The organism is Chroococcidiopsis sp. CCNUC1, assembly GCF_023546805.1.
GTDB classification, from domain to species: domain Bacteria; phylum Cyanobacteriota; class Cyanobacteriia; order Cyanobacteriales; family Chroococcidiopsidaceae; genus Chroococcidiopsis; species Chroococcidiopsis thermalis.
The window spans coordinates 2,251,133-2,270,388 of the sequence record NZ_CP097480.1; the positions used below are offsets into that span (position 1 = coordinate 2,251,133).

Genomic DNA, 19,256 nt, shown 5'->3' on the forward strand with positions numbered 1-19,256 from the left:
GACGTTTTATTCAGTTGTATCGCGATCGAGAGCGTGTTGCCTGAGTTCGCTCAGAGAAACGTATTCTAGTGCCGATGCGTGAGTTGACTGTAAAATTATGGGCGGTGCGACACCAGCATCTAGAGCTTCTTTCCAACGAGAAGCGCACAAGCACCAGCGATCGCCTGGTTTTAAGCCAGGAAAGTTAAACTCAGGTACGGGTGTGCTGAGATCGTTTCCCCGCGACTTGGTAAAATTCAAGAAATCTGCCGTTAGTTCTGCGCAAACGACATGCGCTCCATAATCGCCTGCACCAGTATTACATTTACCGTCGCGGTAATACCCAGTCATAGGAGCGCTGCAACAAGTTTTCAGTTCGCTACCGAGAACATTTCTAGCCTGTGCCACGATCGTCATCTCTCCAAAAGTCTCTCTTTAATTTGCTTTATAAAGATCTCCTATTTTAAGACAAATGCTCGATCGCTAGCTCTTTTCAGAATCTACACGCACGCAACAACTTCTTGATAACTACCCGATTTAACGACTCGACCTTTTTCAATCGAGTAGACGCGATCGCAATGTTCGAGAGTAGAAAGACGGTGAGCTATGATAATCATGGTTTTAGTCCCGCTGAGAGAGCGAATAGCCTCGCTGACAAGACTTTCAGTTTCGTTATCCAGTGCAGCAGTCGCTTCATCTAGCACCAAAATCTCCCGTTCGTGATAGAGGACGCGAGCAATTCCGATTCGCTGGCGTTGTCCTCCCGAGAGGCGTACTCCCCGTTCGCCAACAACTGTATTGATTCCATCGGGAAGTTGCTCGATCAATTCCTCTAACTGAGCCGACTGAATGGCTTTCTCTAATCTTGGCTTGTCAATCAGATCGTCTGGAACACCAAAAGTAATATTTTTCTCAATTGTGTCGTCTATCAGAAAAATAGATTGCGGAATGTAGCCAATTAAATTTTGCCAGGAGCGCAGATCGTTGTAAATTGTTTTACCATCAACTCTAATATTTCCTGTTTCCGGTGCTAAAAGTCCCAAGATGACATCAATTAATGTTGTCTTACCTGCTCCAGATTTACCAATTATCCCAATAGACTGACCTTTCTTGATGTGTAAAGAAATTTCTTTGAGATTGGTTTCTGTGGCGCTAGGATAGCGATAAGTAATTTTGTCTAAAATAATTTCTTGCTCGAATGGCAGACAGCATTTGCTATAGCTTTTTGAATCAAATAACTTACGTAAGCTTCGCTCGTCTAGTATTTTTTGACCCCGCTCGACTTCTAGATTTTCTATTTCTTTTAAATCGTAATAAACTTTATCAACTGAATAAGTACTATTTCTCATGATGCCAAAAGCATAGATTGTATTACTTACTGATGGCAGCAGGCGAATTGAAGCCATTGCAAACACACCCAAAACAGAAGTTAAGTTTTCTGCATTCTGATTGGACAGTAAAAATATAATTGTAAATCCAACTAAAAAAGTTACTAGAATAGCTTCTAGTAAGATGCGCGGTAAAATTGAGAATGCTTGAAAGGAGCTAAGTGCAAAAGCAAATTTATCAATCTGGGCTTTCATTTGATTCTCAAAATAAGATTCACAGCCAATAATGCGTGTCTCTTTTAGTCCTCCTAGTCCATGATTGATAATCCGAATCATTTCTGTATTAGATTCCGAAGCTTCTTGTCCCCATTGCGAAATTTTATATCTAAAAAAGTAAATTAACCCAAAGGCTGGTAAAAGAATTGCTGCTACGCTTAGTGTTGCTATTAAGTTTGTTTTTGATAGCAAAAAAATCAAAGCCAATATCACAGTGATATTGGCTAAAGATGTAAGGAAAGGCAGCATAAAATGAGTGCAGAATTTATCGGTTTCGTTGATAACATTCTGAATTAATAAGGCTGAATTGCGATTCAAATGAAAAGTGTAGGGTGCTGCTAAATAGGAGTGGAGTAACTTGGCTGAGAGTTCACCTTGCTGCTTGAAGGAAAATTTGAACACATATTTCTGACCGTAAAAGCTTAGGACAGACTTGAAGTATAAAATTCCGATAGTTGCTGCACTCAGTAAATATAAAAATTGTTTGTCGTTTTGAAATCCAGACTGAGTATAAAACCAATGCAGCCAGGAATTTTGATAGATTGCCTGCGGATTACTTGCCAAGGCAATAAATGGTCCAACTAGTCCAATTCCTATTGCTTCCATCAGAGAAGTCAAGAGAAAGAAGAATATTAGGAAAAATAGTTGTCTTCTCTTGCCTGCAAGGATATAAAAAAACTTAGATAAGTAGCCGATCATGTAGAGATAAGTTAGCTATAGTCAGCCACAATCGTAGTTTAAGTAAGTTAAAAAGGCTACTCAACAATTTGTAATTTTACTCAATCTTTAAATTTTGTTTGGTTTATGTAAAAACAAATATATCAAAATAGTGAGTTTACGTAAAAATGCTTAAATATGCCGAAAAGTCACTTTACTGTTATACCGAGATTTTAGGCGATCGCTACTTAGACTCCACAGGGGTTCGTGGGATAAGATATGAGAGATGCGATCGCTTGATAGTTGAGCAATTGCTGTTTCTACCGCTTGTAACTACGGTTGTGGCAAATCTGTCATGCGGGTAGCGGAAGAAAAAGCAGACCGCAGAGAGAGGAAATAAAACAGAGAATCCGATAAGTTTAGAGCTTTGTGCTTAAATTTTTCCTCAAATTCACTATGGCTTTCGATTATGACTTGTTTATCATTGGCGCTGGTCCTGGGGGAGTAGCCGCTGCAAGACAAGCTAAAACTTACGATGTCCGCGTTGGAATTGCCGAACGAGAGGCAGTTGGTGGTACTTGTGTCAATCGTGGTTGTATCCCTAAAAAGTTTATCGTCTACGCTGCTGATTTTGCCTTACACGATCGCGCAGCTGCAAGTTACGGCTGGAGTAAATGCGATCGTCAGTTTGACTGGTCGTATTTTATCGCCTCCGTCCATCAACAGCTCGAACAGCGCCGCCAGTCTTTTTTAAACAAGTTTCAACAGGCAGGAATTGATGTCATTCGAGGTCAAGCAACTTTTATCGATCCACACACCGTAAAAATCGACGGACGCAAAGTCACGGCTGACAAAATTATCGTTGCCGTGGGTGGCAAATCCATTAAACCATCAAAAATTCCAGGGATCGAATATGCAATTACATCCCGTCAAATGTTTGAACTTCCTCAACTACCACAACGTTTAGCAATTGTTGGTGGCGGATATATTGGCGTGGAGTTCTCTAGCATGATGAATGCCTTCGGCGTTGAAGTGACATTAATGGATCGCGATCAAACAATTTTATCGGGATTTGATGACGATGTTCGTACTGCCGTACAGCAGGGATTGAGTCAAAGAGGAATTCAATTTCTCGGCAACACAACGGCAAAAGAAATCAAACAAGATGCTACAGGATTGCAGGTTGTTTTAGAAGGCAACGATCCTCAGATCGTCACAGCCGACACCGTACTCTTTGCCACAGGCAGAAGCCCCAACACTGAAAATCTAGGTTTAGAAAATGCTGGGGTAGAATTGGATGAAAAAGGCGCGATCGCGGTTGATGCTTATAGTCGCACGAACCAAGCGCATATCTTTGCTGTAGGTGATTGTACCAATCGCAAGCAATTGACTCCAGTTGCCCGAACAGAAGGTCGGGCAGTAGCGCGAACAATTTTTGACCAGCAATCGCCACAAATTGATTACACTCTCGTTCCTACCGCTGTCGTTGCCCGTCCTGAAGCTGCTGCTGTAGGATTGACAGAAGCGCAAGCACGGGAAAAATTCGGCGATGCCGTGCAATGCTACCGCACCCAATTTGAACCCCTGTTTTACAGCATGACAGATCGCTCCGAGCAAGCGATGATGAAATTAGTAGTAGATCGGCGCAGCGATCGCGTGTTAGGCGCTCATATGGTAGGCGAAAATGCTGCTGAGATTATTCAAAGTCTGGCAGTTGCGATCCAAAAAGGCATTGCTAAACAAGATATTGACGCAAACCTTGGCATCCATCCAACCACCGGAGAGGAATTCTTCTTGTTAGATTAAATTTAAACCCGTACAGTACGCCTGTTAAATCCCCTCCTATTCCAACATATCTCACCACAAACTTGAAGATCGCGACCAAATCAGTTGATAGGTGATAGATAATTTTTCTACCAACTGCCAACTACCAACTACCAACTACCATAGGAACATATTGACTCATGACATTCGACTACGATTTATTTGTTATTGGCGCTGGATCTGGAGGGCTAGCAGCTTCTAAACGGGCAGCTAGCTACGGTGCAAAAGTAGCGATCGCAGAAGAAAGTCTCGTTGGTGGTACTTGTGTCGTCCGAGGCTGTATTCCGAAAAAACTCATGGTTTACGGTTCTCGCTTTCCGGCTTTGTTTCACGATGCTGCGGGTTATGGTTGGCACGTTGGCGAGACGAGTTTAGATTGGCAACACTTCATCACTGTTATTGATAACGAAGTGAACCGTCTTTCTCAGTTGCATATCAACTTTTTAGCAAAAGCTGGAGTCGAGTTAATTCCCAGTCGCGCCGCTTTGATAGATCCCCACACGATCGAAGTAGATGGGCGCAAAGTCACGGCTGAAAAAATCTTAATTGCCGTTGGCGGTCGTCCGATTAAACCAGACATTCCGGGTATGGAACATGTCATTACCTCGAATGAAATGTTTCACCTGCCCGAAAAACCCAAACACATAGCGATTATTGGAGCTGGTTACATTGGGGTGGAATTTGCCTGTATTATGCGCGGTCTGGGTTGCGAAGTTACCCAAATTATTCGCAAAGATTTGATTTTACGAGGATTCGATCGCGACATCCGTAATGAAATTCAGCAAGGCATGATTCATCACGGAATTCAAGTCATCACTGATAATGTTGTCAAGGCGATCGATCGCGTCCCCAAAGGATTAAAGCTAACACTCTCTGACCAAGATCGAGAACCAGTTGTTGCCGATGTGGTTTTAGCTGCAACTGGTCGTACTCCTTATGTTGAAGGACTTGGCTTAGAAAATGCAGGTATAGATTTAGTTCCCAGTTCCCTAGAAGGTCCAGGCTACAGTACCACTAAGGCGATCGCGGTGAACGAATTTAGTCAAACTTCCCAACCACACATCTTTGCTGTCGGTGATTGTACCGACCGGATTAACCTCACTCCTGTCGCCATTGGTGAAGGTCGTGCTTTCGCGGATACAGAATTTGGTAATCTACGCCGCGCTTTTAACCATGAAATCGTCGCTTCAGCCGTATTTTCTACTCCCGAAGCCGCCACTGTCGGCATGACAGAAGATGACGCGATCGCCCAACTGAGTGAAGATGGAGTCAAAATCTATCGCGCCCGTTTTCGTCCCCTATTTCACAGCTTGACTGGTGCTGCTGATAAGACGCTGATGAAATTAGTTGTCGATGCTCAGACCGAACGAGTCTTGGGAGCGCATATGGTAGGAGAATACTCGGCGGAAATTATTCAAGGAGTGGCGATCGCCGTAACTATGGGCGCAACCAAAAAAGATTTCGATGCTACTGTTGGCATTCATCCTTCTACCGCTGAAGAATTCGTCACTATGCGTTGATGGTAAGACTACTCCCTGTTTCCGTCGAATTCATTTCTACTTTTATTCGTAGCTAGTCACATTACGGCTAGCTTGTTTTTTTTGCCATATTATTGTGGACAATCTGCGTAAGCCTGCCAAGCGCGATCGCAAATATCAATAATTTCACGGATATTTTCGACAACTACAGTTGTTATAAATGGCTTGTACTATTTTTAGATAAAAGTTTTAGCTCTTTTTATCTAGCAGCATTCATAGCAGTGAAGATGTAAATAACATCACAAGACTTGGCAAGGGTGGGAATCAAATCGAGAACAGCCAATTATGGAAATTACCGGACAATTATTAGAATTTTCCTTACTGAATATTTTTCATTTCATCGAGCAATTTCACCAAACGGGCTTGCTCTCGCTTCAGCCTGAACCAAGTGACGACTCTCAACTAGGAAAAAGCTGCTATCTCTGGTTTCAAGCAGGTGGTATTGTTGCAATAGTCGAGCAACTCGATAACCAGCACTTGCTCTCAATGATCGATAAGCGGGGCTGGATTGCACCAGAATTACTCAATATCTTGTCTGAGCCAAATGGCATAGAACATCCTCTGGGAGTTGAGTTGAAAACCAATGGACAGTTGAATGCCGAACAATTACAGGTTTTGTTTCACGCTCAAGTCATTCAGCCTGTCTGCGCTTTATTTAAATTATCGCGGGGTCATTTTAGCTTTAATTCGCAAGCGACTTTACCGAAAATCGAAATGACGGGTTTGAGCTTACCAGTAGCAGAGGCAACTTTATTAGGTTTGCGGGTATTGCGAGACTGGAAGCCATTTACGGCAAAACTGCCAACCCCATCTGACATTTTAAATAAGAATGTTGTTGCTAAGCCACGATTCCAACTCGATGCCCAAGAAAGGCAAGTATGGGAACTCGTTAATGGTAAAACTTCAATTGAAGCGATCGCCAAGCAGTTGCAACAACCATTAGAATCCATCCAACAAATCGCTTTTCGGATGAAGGTCGTTGGGTTATTAGGCTCTGTCTCTACCTCTCTCATGTCTGGGGAGACAACTGAAGAAATAGTGACTGAGAGCGGTGTAGGAGCGAATGGTGCTGCGGTAGCTAATCCTTCGCTAGTCAAGAATTTAGTCAACTTACTCAATACTAAAATTGTCTGATGCTGGTTCAACATGCATTTGTCAAGATGAATTTATTAACGTTAAAGCGTTAAATTTATGGGTAAGAAGATTCATGTTTTGTTAGTTATCTGCGAACAGCATATTAACTGTCAACTGTCAACCGCTTGAACAACAAATTGACACTTGAGCAGCAAATTCATTTATTTACATGGTTTTGCCTCTAGCCCTCAGTCAGCTAAGGCTGTCTATCTATGCGATCGCTTTGCCCAAATCGGTCTATCTTTATGCGTTCCCGATCTCAATCAGGGCGATTTTTCACATTTAACAATCACGCGGCAGTTACATCAAGTTGGTACTCTGTTACCACCACTTCCTACATCTGTCACAGTTGTTGGTTCTAGTTTAGGTGGGCTAACCGCAGCTTGGTTGGGGCAGAATTACCAACAAATTCAACGGTTAGTATTACTCGCACCTGCATTTGAATTTCTCACCCACTGGCTGCCGCGATTAGGCACGGCACAGCTTCAGCAATGGCAGACAGATAGGTATCTACAGACCTATCACTACGGCGAAAACTGCTTGCTACCCCTAGATTATAATTTCGTCCTCGATGCCGCCCAGTATCGAGAAACAGAACTATCCCGCCCTCTCCCCACTCTTATTCTTCACGGAATTCACGATGAAGTGATTCCAGTGCAATCCAGCCGTGATTTTGCGCGTCACCGCCCTTGGGTACAATTAATTGAGCTAGATAGCGACCACGCTTTAGCTAATGTCCTGCCTGAGATTTGGGATATAATTAAAGCTTTCTGTCAGTTATCAGGCAAGTAATGCTGCCATTCATCCGCTCAGACCTGGCTCGGTTCACAGCTTACAAACCCCATCCCAATAGTCCATCTGGAAAAGCTGTTGAGTCGTCAATTGCGCTCGATCGCTTAGATACAAATGAAAGTCCGTTCGATCTACCCCAGGAGTTGAAAGAAAAGCTTGCCTGGATGTATCAGCACGCACTAGAGAGCAACCGCTATCCTGATGGAGAACACGCTCAGCTCAAAAGCGCGATCGCCCAATATGTCAATGAGTCAGCGGTACTAGCTGATGCTGGTTTTACCAGCGCCAATATTTCTGTCGGTAATGGTTCGGACGAACTGATTCGTTCTTTGTTGATTGCAACTTGCTTGCAGGGAGAAGGAGCGATTTTAGTTGCCAATCCTACGTTTTCGATGTATGGAATTTTAGCTCAAACTTTGGGTATTCCTGCGATCGCTGTGGCGCGAAACCCCGACAACTTCGAGATCGATCTAACTGCGGCAAAATTGGCGATCGCGAACGAGCAAAATCCTCCCATCCGCGTTGTGTTTGTCGTCCATCCCAATTCACCTACAGCTAATGCTTTAACTACAGCGGAATTGGAGTGGTTGCGTAGTTTGCCACAGGAGATTTTAGTCGTCATTGACGAAGCTTATTTCGAGTTTAGTCAAACAACTGTTGCCAGCGAATTATTGCACCGCTCGAATTGGATTGTACTGCGGACATTTTCCAAAGCTTTTCGCTTGGCAGCACATCGGGTAGGCTATGCGATCGGGCATCCAGAATTAATTATGACTTTGGAAAAAATTCGTCTCCCTTATAATTTACCTACATATTCTCAAGCAGCAGCCGCGATTGCTCTTCAGTATCGTCACACCTTATTGACCGCAATTCCCCAAATTTTATCTGAAAGAAGCAAGTTAATGCAGGCTTTAACCGCTTGCCCTCAGTTCAAAGTCTATCCAAGTATGGCTAATTTTATTTTTATTCAGTTACAGCAGGATGCGATCGCCCTAGAAAGCGATTCCCTTAACAAGTTACATCAACAGTTACAAGCTAGCGGTACGTTAGTCAGACAGATTAGCAACGGCTTGCGAATTACTATCGGCACACCAGAGGAAAATGCTCGTACTTTAGAGAGACTTTTATCAGTTCTGAGTGGCTGATGGAACCAGAATTGCTTCCTTGTCCCGCTTGTCTCCCTTGTCTCCCTTGTCTCCCTTGTCTCCCTTGTCTTGTCTTAACCCCTCAACTCCGCATCCTAAATTCGGCGGCGCTCAATGATACTCGGTCGGCGTACCATAGCAACAGTTTGGGGCAGAATGCCAACTAGCAGGGCAAAAGCCTCGTCTGAAACACGATTTACAGTTTCCGTGTCAAAATACTGTTCAAATTGTTCGAGAATTTTTTGCACTCGTTGCTGGGGAACTGTCTTCTCGGTAATTTGCTTCATCAACCGAATCCACTGCCGTCGGATTAAGTAAGCTTTCTGACAGTCTTCATGGGATTCAGGCGTAACTAAAGAAAGATTCCCGACTGGTATTGCTGCTTGACAATCGCGATCGTAAAAACCCCCCACTGCGGCTCCAGGTCCGGCAAATTCTGCATGAAAGCGCTTGATCACGATCAAGCCATTTCTGCGGCGACTGTTGACCATCAGTACTTGCCCGTTGTGCAGCAGCTGTAGAATTTCTGAAGCATTCTGACTTTCGTTAATATGTGTCATGCTGCTAGAACCACAGGAATCGGTAATGCCGATACTGCTACAAGGGGTTTGGGCTAGTAGTAGAGCAGGTTGGTAATACGATTGGATTCTACTATCCATTTTTCCTACTCAAGATAAGTTTTCTGTGGGTTTGTAAGTATAAAGAGTAGCTAGGAGTCAAATCCAACTGCTTTGCCTTCCCTTCAATCTAAAACATGACGACAGAGCAAACAAAAACGCGATTTTTGTCTTTGGTTACCCATTTTGCTTCATATTCTATTTGATCTAGCAAAGGCTGATATAAAGTAACTATGAGGTAAGTTTAAAGCCTTAATAAAGATTAAATTCATAAATCTTATAGGCTGAGAAGAGGCTAATATCTATTTAAGCAATAATTAATACCGTATTGGTTGAATATTTTAACTTTTACTTAATTATTTGGCAGCAGTTACAATTTGTATCCTTTTTGCTAGCGGTGGGATCGATAGAGCGACCTGAAAGGGATAGACAGCTTTGCACCGCTCAAGGTCAGAGATCGTCATTCCAGTGTCAAGTTTTCGATCTAGCTGTCAGTACCAAAATCGCATTCAATTACTATTGCTGGATTTGAGGTGCTTGTGTAATAGCATCTGCCGAGGTTGTTTAAATAGCCAATGACTCCAACTTGTATCAATTTGTTCTAACTGATATCCCAATTTTAGATAGAGTTGTCGTGCTTGATGATTATTTTCTAAGACATGGAGAAATAGATCGTCAAAACCCCAAGATTTAGCAACTTGTTCGCAGCTAAGCAGTAATTTCCCGGCTATTCCTTGGCGGCGACGAGTTGTATGAACCGCTAGATTTGAAAGATAGGGATATTGATAGCCTTGGCGATAGGAAGTAAAGCTGCAAGTGGTTCCAAGCGGGATTGTACGTAATGCCAGTTCTACTGTTCCAGCTATACCCAACGTACTGTCATGGGAATACATACCTGTATTTTCGTTTTGTGCAGTTTTTTCCACTGCGACTAGACAGACGTGATGCGGGGCAGTAGCATGAATGCGATGGCGAATGTCTTCATAAATACCCACTCTCAACAACGGGTAAGTCCAACCAAAAAATCCTTCGCGAGAGTGAAAACTGTCTGCTAGAACTTCTGCCACACTTGACACATCTTCCAGTCTGGCAGGACGAACTTGCCAGTGGAAGTTGCGATCGCCTGGTTGCGATGTCGGCACTTGAAAATTAGATGGAGTCAAAGAGGAAGATTTTGAAACATATAAGCTGCCCACTGCCAAATATCCTAAACGATCGCTACAGCTAAGACCAGAATAGCTTATGGAAGACCGCTCGGAAATCAGAGGTCAGCACAAAAAGTCACGAGCGCTAGCCACTTCACCACTCCCTACTTCCCGATTGCTGAGTAACTGCGTGCAAACTCAATAAAATCTATGTTATTCTAATTGAGTTGTCCAGTAGCGACATCTTGTATCGTCAACGGCGTGCGGGCATAGTTTAGTGGTAAAACCATAGCCTTCCAAGCTATTGATGCGAGTTCGATTCTCGCTGCCCGCTTTTTGATTAAAACCCCTGAAATCGTTGAGCTTCAGGGGTTTTGCAGTTTCATGCTATGCGAGAAAATAGTACAAAAGTTCTAAGTTCGTGTTAAAAATTGGGGTAAAGTTGGGGTAAATTATTGGCGTTGATACGCCAGCAACACGCTTGCTAGTGCAGATGAGAGCAAATCAAATCGTTCGTGGAGTATAAAAGCCCACAATGCTCGGAAAATACAATGCTCTTTGCTTACGGACAATTTACAACGTATCTATACAAACTACCTACTCGCGATCTCAGCAAAGCTAGTGAGATTAGAGATTATGCGCTCAAAACATTTCCGATTGAGTCATGTAAGCGGTTTCTCGTTAGACTCAATGCCTGCTGTAAATGGGCGATGCAGTCGGGTTTGATTTCTGAAAATCCATTTATTGGGATGGCAAGTGAAATTAAACCACCAAAATCTCAGCAGAGTACGGAAGACGAAGACATTTACCCGTTCGCAGTGATAGAACGGGATACCATCATTGATGCGATCGCCAATAACACTTTCTGTAAAAAGCATTCAGCTTTTAAGCACAGTCATGACAAAACATATCTTGAGTTTTTGTTTCTGACTGGTTGCCGTCCCAGTGAAGCGATCGCACTTCAATGGAAACACGTTAGCAATGATTTTAGGTCTATCAGTTTCGAGCAGGCAATCATCGAGGCGACCAAGGTAGTCAATTGAAGTAAATTGACTTTACCCAATGCTTGAAAGCAGTTGATGTCAAAATTAGTATGGATGGCAGAGGAAGATGTCATGAGCATATATTTATTGAACGTTTATGGCGCTTGCTCAAGTATGAATTAATTTACTTGTTGGATTTTCGTGATGGAAAACATTTAAAATTTGAGGTCAAAAAATGATTTTATTGGTATAACGATCGAAGATTTTATCAAGCATTAGATTATCAAACTCCTAATACTGTTTATTGGAAAAGTTTGAAATCTCTTGAACTTGTTTGATGGAGCGAGTGCTTACCATTGGGTTAGAGCTTAACTATCCCCTCAAATTGTCTAACCATTGAGAGCCACTTCACTGTTTTATGGGGTATTTCCTTTTTTTATTTTTCAACCTCTTGAGCTAGTTGTTAACGAGCCAGTATTGATAAATGTCAAATTGACTCCGAGCAAATGCTGTTTTTGACTGAAAACGGGAACGATGTAAATATCAAAGTAACTTGTACCTTTTGAAGTGTTCCACTCGATGTTTTTCAAAGTGACTCGACGACGATTCCGATAAAATGTTTGAAGCGAAGTCTGAGAACCCAGCAACTTTCCAGGTTCGAGTTCTTCAAAGGGACGATGCCAATCGTTTAAGGTTAATCCGAATAGGATATTTGCCTGGTTGTTGGAAGCGACTAGACAACCACGATTGTCTACTGCTAGTTGAGCCTCATGACTTGTTTCGTAAGCAGTTTGCCAAAATTGAATTTGGCTGGTCGTTGTATCAATGACTTGCTCTTTACTAGATTTGGGGTTAATTAATAGGTGGTCATTCAGTTCCAGATTTAGCCCTTTTGCATAAACGTGATGCTTTAAACTGATAGACGTAAAAATTTGTCTGTGGTTGACTAATGTTTCTGAATTACCCAGGAAGAGAAAACCAGTGTTTTTCAGCGCAAAGTGGAAGCGAACAAAGATCGATGCTTGTGTCTCTGGGGTGAAATAGATTAGTACATTACGACACGATAAGAGATCGATTTTGGACATCGGCGCATTTTTAGCCAGGTGGTGATGACCGAAGACGATCTGGCGGCGCATTTGTCGGTGAAACACATAACCATCAAGAGTTGGCTCAAAGTATTTCTCCAGCAGTTGGGGAGGAATTGATGTAACTTGTTTGGAGTCATAAGTGGCAAGACGCGCTTGTCCAATCGCAGCTTCATCCACGTCTGTGGCATAAAATTGGACTCGCTGCAAACAAGCTTCGATCCCTAAAGCTTCGGCAAACAACATCAGTAGGCTATACACTTCCTGTCCAGCAGCACAACCCGCACTCCAAACTCGAATTGGTTCATCAGGCTGAACGCTGGCGATGATTTTGGGGATGATGTTGCTTGCTAAGTAGTCCCAAGCGTCGCGATCGCGAAAGAAACTAGTGACATTAATCAGAACGGTATCTAACAGCGCCCTCCACTCAGAGTCGTGGCTTTGCAAATACTGTAAGTAGTCTTGATAGCTACCAATGTTGATGCTCTGCATTCGCTGCCGAAATCGCCGCACCAAACTAGAGCGTTTATAGCCCGTCAAGTCACAGCCGCGATTGTGCTTGAGGTAGTCTAATAAGGCTTCAAATTCTGGCTCGGCTGGGAGCAGATTCATCGAAAGGTTTGAGATTTATCCTCCAACTTCAGCTTATAACAAAGAATTTATCACTCTTGTAAAATCGGTAGCTTGACGGTAAAGGTTGCGCCAAGCCCCGCTCCAGAACTTTCGGCATGGATCGTGCCATTGTGGAGTTCGACTAGGTGACGAGCGATCGCTAACCCCAGTCCCAATCCCTTAGCTGAATCTGCTCCTTCGGCTTGACGGAAGCGATCGAACACATGGGGAAGAAAATCAGTAGCAATGCCAATACCCGTGTCTGTAATCCCGATCTCGGCTACTTTTGATTCCCAACTCTCCTTCACTACCAATTGAACAGTGATGCTGCCTGATTCTGGAGTGAATTTAATGGCATTAGTCAGGAGATTACAGATCGTTTGTTGCAGGCGATCGCGATCGCCCAAAACAGTAACACTCGGATTGCGGTCGGTTGGTTGCCACTGTAAATGAATGTCTTTGGCGATCGCAGCAGTCTTGACTGCTGCGATCGCGTTTTCAATTACCGATTGCAGTTCGACAGGCTGAAGACTCAAACGCACTTTACCTGCTGTAATGCGGGAAATATCCAGCAAGTCCTGAATCAGTTTGGCTTGCAGCGTGGCATTACGCTCGATCGTCTCTAGCGATTTCATTAACATAGATTGACTGGGTGGTGAGCCGCGCAACAACCGCGTCCAACCGAGAATGGCAACCAAGGGAGTATTCAGTTCGTGGGAAACGGTTGACAACAACTCATCTTTTCTACGGCTGGTGGTTCTTTCCTGGCGGAGTGCTTCTCCCCGTAGTTGCGCCATCTGGAGATGGGCATTCACGCGAGACACTAATTCAGCAGCAGAGAAGGGCTTGATCAGATAATCGTCCGCTCCCGCTTCCAACCCTTCTACGATCGATTCTTCTCCGGCACGGGCAGAAAGCAGAATGATGGGAATCTCTCTGGTTGGTGGGTCGGCACGCAATGCTTTTAGCAATGCAAAGCCGTCTAGTCCTGGCATCATCACATCGCTCAGCACCAGATTTGGCGCTCGTTCTTGAACCGCCGCCAGCGCCGTTGCTCCATCCGCAACTGCTTCGACTTGGACGTATTCGCTTAGTATTCTTGTCAGGTAATCGCGCATATCGGCATTGTCATCGACCAGGAGAATGCGAGCAGAAGGGAATGTAGCATCTGTCTGTAACCCCAGAGATTCCCCTAAATTCCCCTTGGCAAGGGGGACTTTCACTATATTTTCTCCCCGAAGATCGGGTGGCTGGGGGGGAGCTGAATCTGCTGGTAGCCAACGCTCTGCCTCTTCAACATAGGAGGCAGCACCGATCGCGGTTGATGCCTGAGTGCGTTGTGTTGTGTTACGTTCGCGAAGCGTCTCCGAAGGAGAATCGCCTACGTCGAGTCGTAGGCGATCGCTAGATAGGTGAGCTGTGCCTAAAGGAATTGTGACGGTGAAGCAGGTTCCCTGTCCCACGACGCTGCTTACGTCTACGCTGCCAACATGCAGTCGAATCAGTTCATGCACTAGGGCTAGACCAATCCCAGACCCTTCATGTGTCCGTGCTTGCGCTCCTCGTACCTGGTAGAATCGCTCGAACAGATGGGGCAGTTCTTCCGGCGCAATTCCTGTACCTGTATCTTGTATTTGTAACCGGACGCGTTCGGCTCTGCCGTTGCGCTGCGCGCATTCGCCATCAGCTCGATGCAGTCTAACAGCAATTTCGCCTTCTAGGGTAAACTTTAAGGCGTTGGAGAGCAGGTTAAGGACAATTTTTTCCCACATCTCGCGATCGACATACACGGGTTCTGGCAACGGTGGGCAATCGACAATTAGCCGCAGCCCTGCTCGCTCGATCGCAGAACGGAATACGCTGGCTAGCTCCGTCGTGAACATTGCCAAATCGGTCGGTTCGTAGACTGCTTCCATGCGTCCAACTTCGATGCGCGAGAAGTCGAGCAGGGTATTAACCAATTTTAGGAGTCTATTCGCGTTTCGATGCGCCAGTTCCAGCCGTTCGCGGTGAGCGGAAGCAAGGGGGTGGGTGCGATCGCTCAACGCATCTTGCAGCGGAGCCAGCAGCAGCGTTAACGGCGTGCGGAATTCGTGGCTGACGTTGCTGAAGAAAGTTGTTTTGGCGCGATCGAGTTCTGCTAGGGTCTCCGCTTGTTGGCGTTCTTCTTCGCGAACAGCAGACTCACGAATCCGTTGCAGTTCCAATTCGCGCATCGCTGCTTCAGCGCGGGCGCGTTCCACTGCTGCCCAAGTGCGCTCAGCGGTTTCTTCTAACAATGCGATCTCGTCTGGAGTCCAAGGATGGGGTTCGTTGAAATACGCGACTAGGCACGCTACGAAGCGTCCTTTCTTGACAAGCGGGGCGAGAACCCACGCACGGGTTTGAGTCATCGCATATGCGGATTGCTGTTCGAGTGACAGGCTTTCGTCTGTCGTCACATCGTCTCGCCAAGTCGTGCGTCCGGTTCGAGCCTCCACGATCGCTGCTGGCTCGAAGTCCGTGAAGCGATAAGTGTGTCCGACAAAGGGCGGAGCGTCCGCGATTAAGTCCTCAGCAGTAGCAGACACTTCTTCTGTTTGATCAAATGCCTCGAAGTAGCAGATCCGAATCGCGCCGAGATGCTCGCGCAGGACACGACTAGCTGTCATCTGTATCTCTACAGAGTCGGAGAGCGATCGCAGCGCATCCGACAACTTGACCCGGAACGCATCCATTTCAGCAGCGCGGCGCAATTGTGCTTCTGTTCGCTTGCGATCGGTGATGTCGTTAAACACAACGGCAATTTGGCGACTGCCCTCACCCCCAACCCGCGAAAAGTAAATATCTATCCAGCGGTTTAAGCCTTCAGCGTAATCTTCAACGCGGGTGGCAACGCCTGTCTGGATAACTCTGTCGATCGCTTCCAACCAGAAGGATTCAAGGATGGGATTGAGTTCCACTGCCGTTTTGCCCACCGCGTTTTCCAATCCGCTCAATTGCTCGAACGCCGGATTGACTTCCAGATAACGCAAGTCAACGGGTTTCTCGTTCTCGTCATACATCACTTCGCACAGCGCGTAGCCTTCGTCGATCGACGTGAACAGCGATCGATATTTCACTTCCGATTCGCGCAAATCTTCTTCAGCACGGGCGCGTTCGAGGCGGGGGAACGTGCGGTTCGAGACTTCAACGATTAAAGCGATTTCATCTACCGTCCACTCGCGCACCTCGCGGCAGGTCACCGTCAGACAGCCTTGCCATTCGCCCCGCCAGTGATAAGGGACGACGATAACCGCAGCGACATCGATGGCGGCGGTGGCTTGCGCGTCAGTGCGCTCATCGTGTTGCGTGTCGCAGACGACCCAAGTTTCTCCGGCGCGCATCGTGCGGGTGGACTCTTCGGTCATATATTCGGCGAAGCGAAACGTTCCCAGGAGTTGCGGCACGTCCGCCGCGTTCCAGCTATATTTTATCGTTACCGATTCGTGCCGTTCGTCAACGTAGGAGAAATTGAAGCCGTCGAGCCGCAGATGCGTTGCTAGCCGCTCACCGGTGCTTTTCATAATGGCTTCTTCGGAAGCAAGGCGAGAAGAATCTTCGGCGATTTGGGCGAGAAGAGCGAGATTCGCTTCACGGCGTTTGCGATCGCTTACGTCCTGATAAACAGCAGCAACTCGCGTCTCGTTTGGCTCACCCACTTTGAAAACGTAGAAGTTATACCAAACATCAAGCGGTGCGGTGTAAAACTCGTGGCGTTCGCCAATGCCGGTTCGCGCAACTCTGCCAAAGGTTTCAAACCAATGCGATTCAAAGTTGGAGTTAATCTCCAGGGTTCGTCGTCCGACGAGTTCGGTTCCCATCATTTTCACCGCCGCCGGATTTGCTTCTAAATAGAGGATGTCTATTGGCTGGTCATTCTCGTCAAAAATCACATCAACGAGAATGTAGCCCTCATCCATCGAATCAAAAAGCGTGCGGTATTTTTCTTCCGATTCGCGCAAGGCTGCTTCTCTTAGCTTGCGATCGCTGATATCACTGGCTGCTCCGAACCATTCAATAATTTCACCCTGCTGATTCAGCAACGGAATGGCACGCGAGAACGTCCAGCCGATCGTGCCGTCTTCTCGAAAAACGCGGTGTTCTAATTCAAAATTGCTTTTGGTTTGGATGGCTGATTCAATGGTAGCCCACACCTGCGGCTGTTCATCTTCGGGAATATATTCATCAAGCCAAGTGCGCTTCGGATCGGTGGTGCTGGCGATGAACTGCTTGCCATCGAGGTTGTGCATCACGCTCCAATCTGCGCTCATTCTATACACAATGTCCGAGCTGGCGTTGACGAACGCGCGGAAATGCGCTTCGCTCTCGCGCAGGGCGGCTTGGGCTTGTCGCTGCTCGAGCAAGTCAGCGGCTTGGCGGACGAGTAAATCGAGAAACCGTAGTTCGCGATCGCTCGGTCGATGGTGTTTGCACCAGTGAGTCGAAACCATGCCGATCGCTTTGCCCGAACGGGCAATCAGCGGGGTGGACTGTGCCGAGAGATACCCAGCCTCAACGTGCAGTCGCATCGAGCCATGTGGGTCTTCGCTCTCTGGCACATCGAAATCAACAAAGGTGCGATCGCCCGTTACCAATGCTCTACCACAGGATGTATTGGAACTGGCATCAACGCGATAGAAACGATCGGTCAGGTCGCGCTCAAAGCCTTGAGTTGCCAGCAGCAGCAGGTCTTGCGTCGCGACCTCCAGAATTTGGATCGATCCGGCATCTGCGCGGGTGAGGGCGATCGCCGTTGCCACAATCTCGTTGTAAATCACCTGAATGTCGCCTTCAGTGGTGAGTCGTGCGCTCAGGTCACGCAACAGTTGTGTATCTTTAAAGTCTGCCGCGATCGCTGCTTCGGCAATTTTGCGATCGCTAATGTCATAGGAAACAGCCAGCACCGCATAGACTTCACCGTTTACAGAACGAAGGGGTGTTCCGCGCGATATATACGATCGCTCGTGAGCGTTGTGTTCGTACTCAAACGACTCGCCAGCAAGAGCTTTACGGTACAATATCTCATAATTCGTCGTTAATTCGGGCGGCAGCACCTCGAAAATTGTTTGTCCGATGAAATCTTCGGGTTTAAATCCGGCTGCGGATAAAGCTTCTCCTTCGGCAAGCAGGTAGCGGAGATCGCGATCGACGACAAACGCAGCCCCACCGGGAAGATTCGAGATTAAAGCCCGTGCGCGATCTTCTGCCTGTCTGTGTTCCTCAACTTTTACCTCCAAAGCCGCGTTGACAGCTAGTAATTCCCTCGTTTGTTGCTGTTTCAAGAGTAGGGCTGCGGCGGTAAAGTCTGCCAAACTCGTCATCACCCGCACATCTTCTGCGTCAAAATGCCGTTGCTCGTCGTGCGACATAATCCAAATCGCGCCGATCGCACGGTCATCAGCAATCAAGGGCAAGAGTAAGGCTTCAACGATCGGGGTGTTCGCGTCTTGAAGATACGTGAAATACCGTTCAGGATGAGAAAAAAGCTGCGGTGTGCCGCGATCGACACAAACCCCACAAGGGCTAAAGTCGCGGGGAATCAAGCCATCGTGTGTGAATCTTCCAGCTAATTCACTCCAGCGAAAGACTTCTTCCCCGTCACTCGTTTCTAGCAAGCTCACGCCTGCTGTCCCCGCCTGACATAGCTCCAGGGCGATTTCTACCAAAGTTTGCAGCAGGCTTTCCGAATCGCGCACCATCTGTCGTGCCAGCGGTAGCATTGCCTGAGCTTCTGCCTGCCAATTAGGGGGACGGGGCGATCGCCGCGATATCTCCTCGGTAATTAAAATATCATCTAGCGTCACTGTCTCCGATCGCGATCGCTGCATTATCCTTACTGCTACAGTGTTGGGTGCTATGTTTCAATTCGGTAGAAATTACTAACGGCAGCTTGACGGTAAAACTTGCGCCGCGCCCTTCTCCATCGCTTGCTACTTCAATTATATCTCCGTACAGTTGGACGCTTGAAAATCAAAAGTAGTACAAACCAACTTCTACTACCTTTCCTTTAAACGTAACTGTCATAGCATTTAGCAAAAAGACTCCTTGCTTTCTCAATTTGTCTAATTGCTTTCTCATTTAGGTAAATCGCGCATTCATTTCTGTGTTTTCCGCAAGCAA

The 19,256-nt window shown here is 46.1% G+C and carries 12 protein-coding genes and 1 tRNA gene; 7 read left to right on the top strand and 6 right to left on the bottom strand.

From position 1 onward, the window contains the following. Positions 1–6: 6 nt before the first annotated feature. Together M5J74_RS10565 and M5J74_RS10570 are read right to left on the bottom strand one after the other, a co-directional pair. A complete protein-coding gene (locus M5J74_RS10565; RefSeq protein WP_041462987.1) occupies positions 7–387 on the bottom strand; it encodes a DUF2237 family protein in 381 nt (126 codons plus the stop codon). 92 nt (positions 388–479) lie between these two features. Next, on the bottom strand, positions 480–2,282 hold the full coding sequence (locus tag M5J74_RS10570) for an ABC transporter ATP-binding protein (RefSeq protein WP_015154072.1): 1,803 nt from the start codon (positions 2,280–2,282) through the stop codon (positions 480–482). Between the two features lie 414 nt (positions 2,283–2,696). On the opposite strand from M5J74_RS10570, the gene gorA reads away from it, so the two are divergent. The 5 genes from gorA (at position 2,697) to M5J74_RS10595 (ending at position 8,673) form a co-directional block, all read left to right on the top strand. Next, complete coding sequence (gene gorA / locus M5J74_RS10575) at positions 2,697–4,046, top strand: glutathione-disulfide reductase (RefSeq protein WP_015154073.1); 1,350 nt, start codon at positions 2,697–2,699, stop codon at positions 4,044–4,046. Between the two features lie 158 nt (positions 4,047–4,204). Then, positions 4,205–5,584 (top strand): glutathione-disulfide reductase, encoded by a 1,380-nt coding sequence (gene gor / locus M5J74_RS10580; protein ID WP_015154074.1) that lies wholly within the window; start codon positions 4,205–4,207, stop codon positions 5,582–5,584. A gap of 303 nt (positions 5,585–5,887) precedes the next feature. Then, entirely contained in the window at positions 5,888–6,736 is an 849-nt protein-coding gene (locus M5J74_RS10585; protein ID WP_015154075.1) for a DUF4388 domain-containing protein, read from the top strand. Between the two features lie 144 nt (positions 6,737–6,880). Continuing rightward, positions 6,881–7,528, top strand: coding sequence for a YqiA/YcfP family alpha/beta fold hydrolase (locus M5J74_RS10590; RefSeq protein ID WP_250016567.1), 648 nt, complete (start codon positions 6,881–6,883; stop codon positions 7,526–7,528). Further along, positions 7,528–8,673, top strand: a complete 1,146-nt coding sequence (locus M5J74_RS10595) for a histidinol-phosphate transaminase (RefSeq protein WP_250016569.1) — start codon at positions 7,528–7,530, stop codon at positions 8,671–8,673. The genes M5J74_RS10590 and M5J74_RS10595 overlap by 1 nt, the downstream gene beginning before the upstream one ends. Before the next feature lie 95 nt (positions 8,674–8,768). Here the strand turns inward: M5J74_RS10595 and M5J74_RS10600 are convergent, their stop codons facing one another. Together M5J74_RS10600 and M5J74_RS10605 are read right to left on the bottom strand one after the other, a co-directional pair. Continuing rightward, the gene (locus tag M5J74_RS10600) at positions 8,769–9,332 is read right to left on the bottom strand and encodes a hypothetical protein (protein ID WP_250016570.1); all 564 of its coding nucleotides are present in this window, start codon (positions 9,330–9,332) and stop codon (positions 8,769–8,771) included. 467 nt (positions 9,333–9,799) lie between these two features. Continuing rightward, positions 9,800–10,486 carry a GNAT family N-acetyltransferase gene (locus tag M5J74_RS10605; RefSeq protein WP_015154079.1) on the bottom strand — a complete coding sequence of 229 codons (687 nt, stop codon included), beginning with the start codon at positions 10,484–10,486 and terminating at the stop codon, positions 9,800–9,802. A 212-nt stretch (positions 10,487–10,698) separates the two neighbouring features. Here M5J74_RS10605 and M5J74_RS10610 point away from each other — a divergent pair. Together M5J74_RS10610 and M5J74_RS10615 are read left to right on the top strand one after the other, a co-directional pair. Further along, positions 10,699–10,769: transfer RNA gene (locus M5J74_RS10610), tRNA-Gly, on the top strand. Between the two features lie 217 nt (positions 10,770–10,986). Next, on the top strand, positions 10,987–11,478 hold the full coding sequence (locus tag M5J74_RS10615) for a hypothetical protein (RefSeq protein ID WP_051033204.1): 492 nt from the start codon (positions 10,987–10,989) through the stop codon (positions 11,476–11,478). Between the two features lie 383 nt (positions 11,479–11,861). On the opposite strand, the gene M5J74_RS10620 is transcribed toward M5J74_RS10615, so the two are convergent. Both M5J74_RS10620 and M5J74_RS10625 read right to left on the bottom strand, forming a co-directional pair. After that, complete coding sequence (locus tag M5J74_RS10620; RefSeq protein WP_015154080.1) at positions 11,862–13,115, bottom strand: protein-glutamate O-methyltransferase CheR; 1,254 nt, start codon at positions 13,113–13,115, stop codon at positions 11,862–11,864. Positions 13,116–13,165: 50 nt separating this feature from the next. Then, positions 13,166–18,964 (bottom strand): ATP-binding protein, encoded by a 5,799-nt coding sequence (locus M5J74_RS10625; RefSeq protein ID WP_250016573.1) that lies wholly within the window; start codon positions 18,962–18,964, stop codon positions 13,166–13,168. Positions 18,965–19,256: the final 292 nt, after the last annotated feature.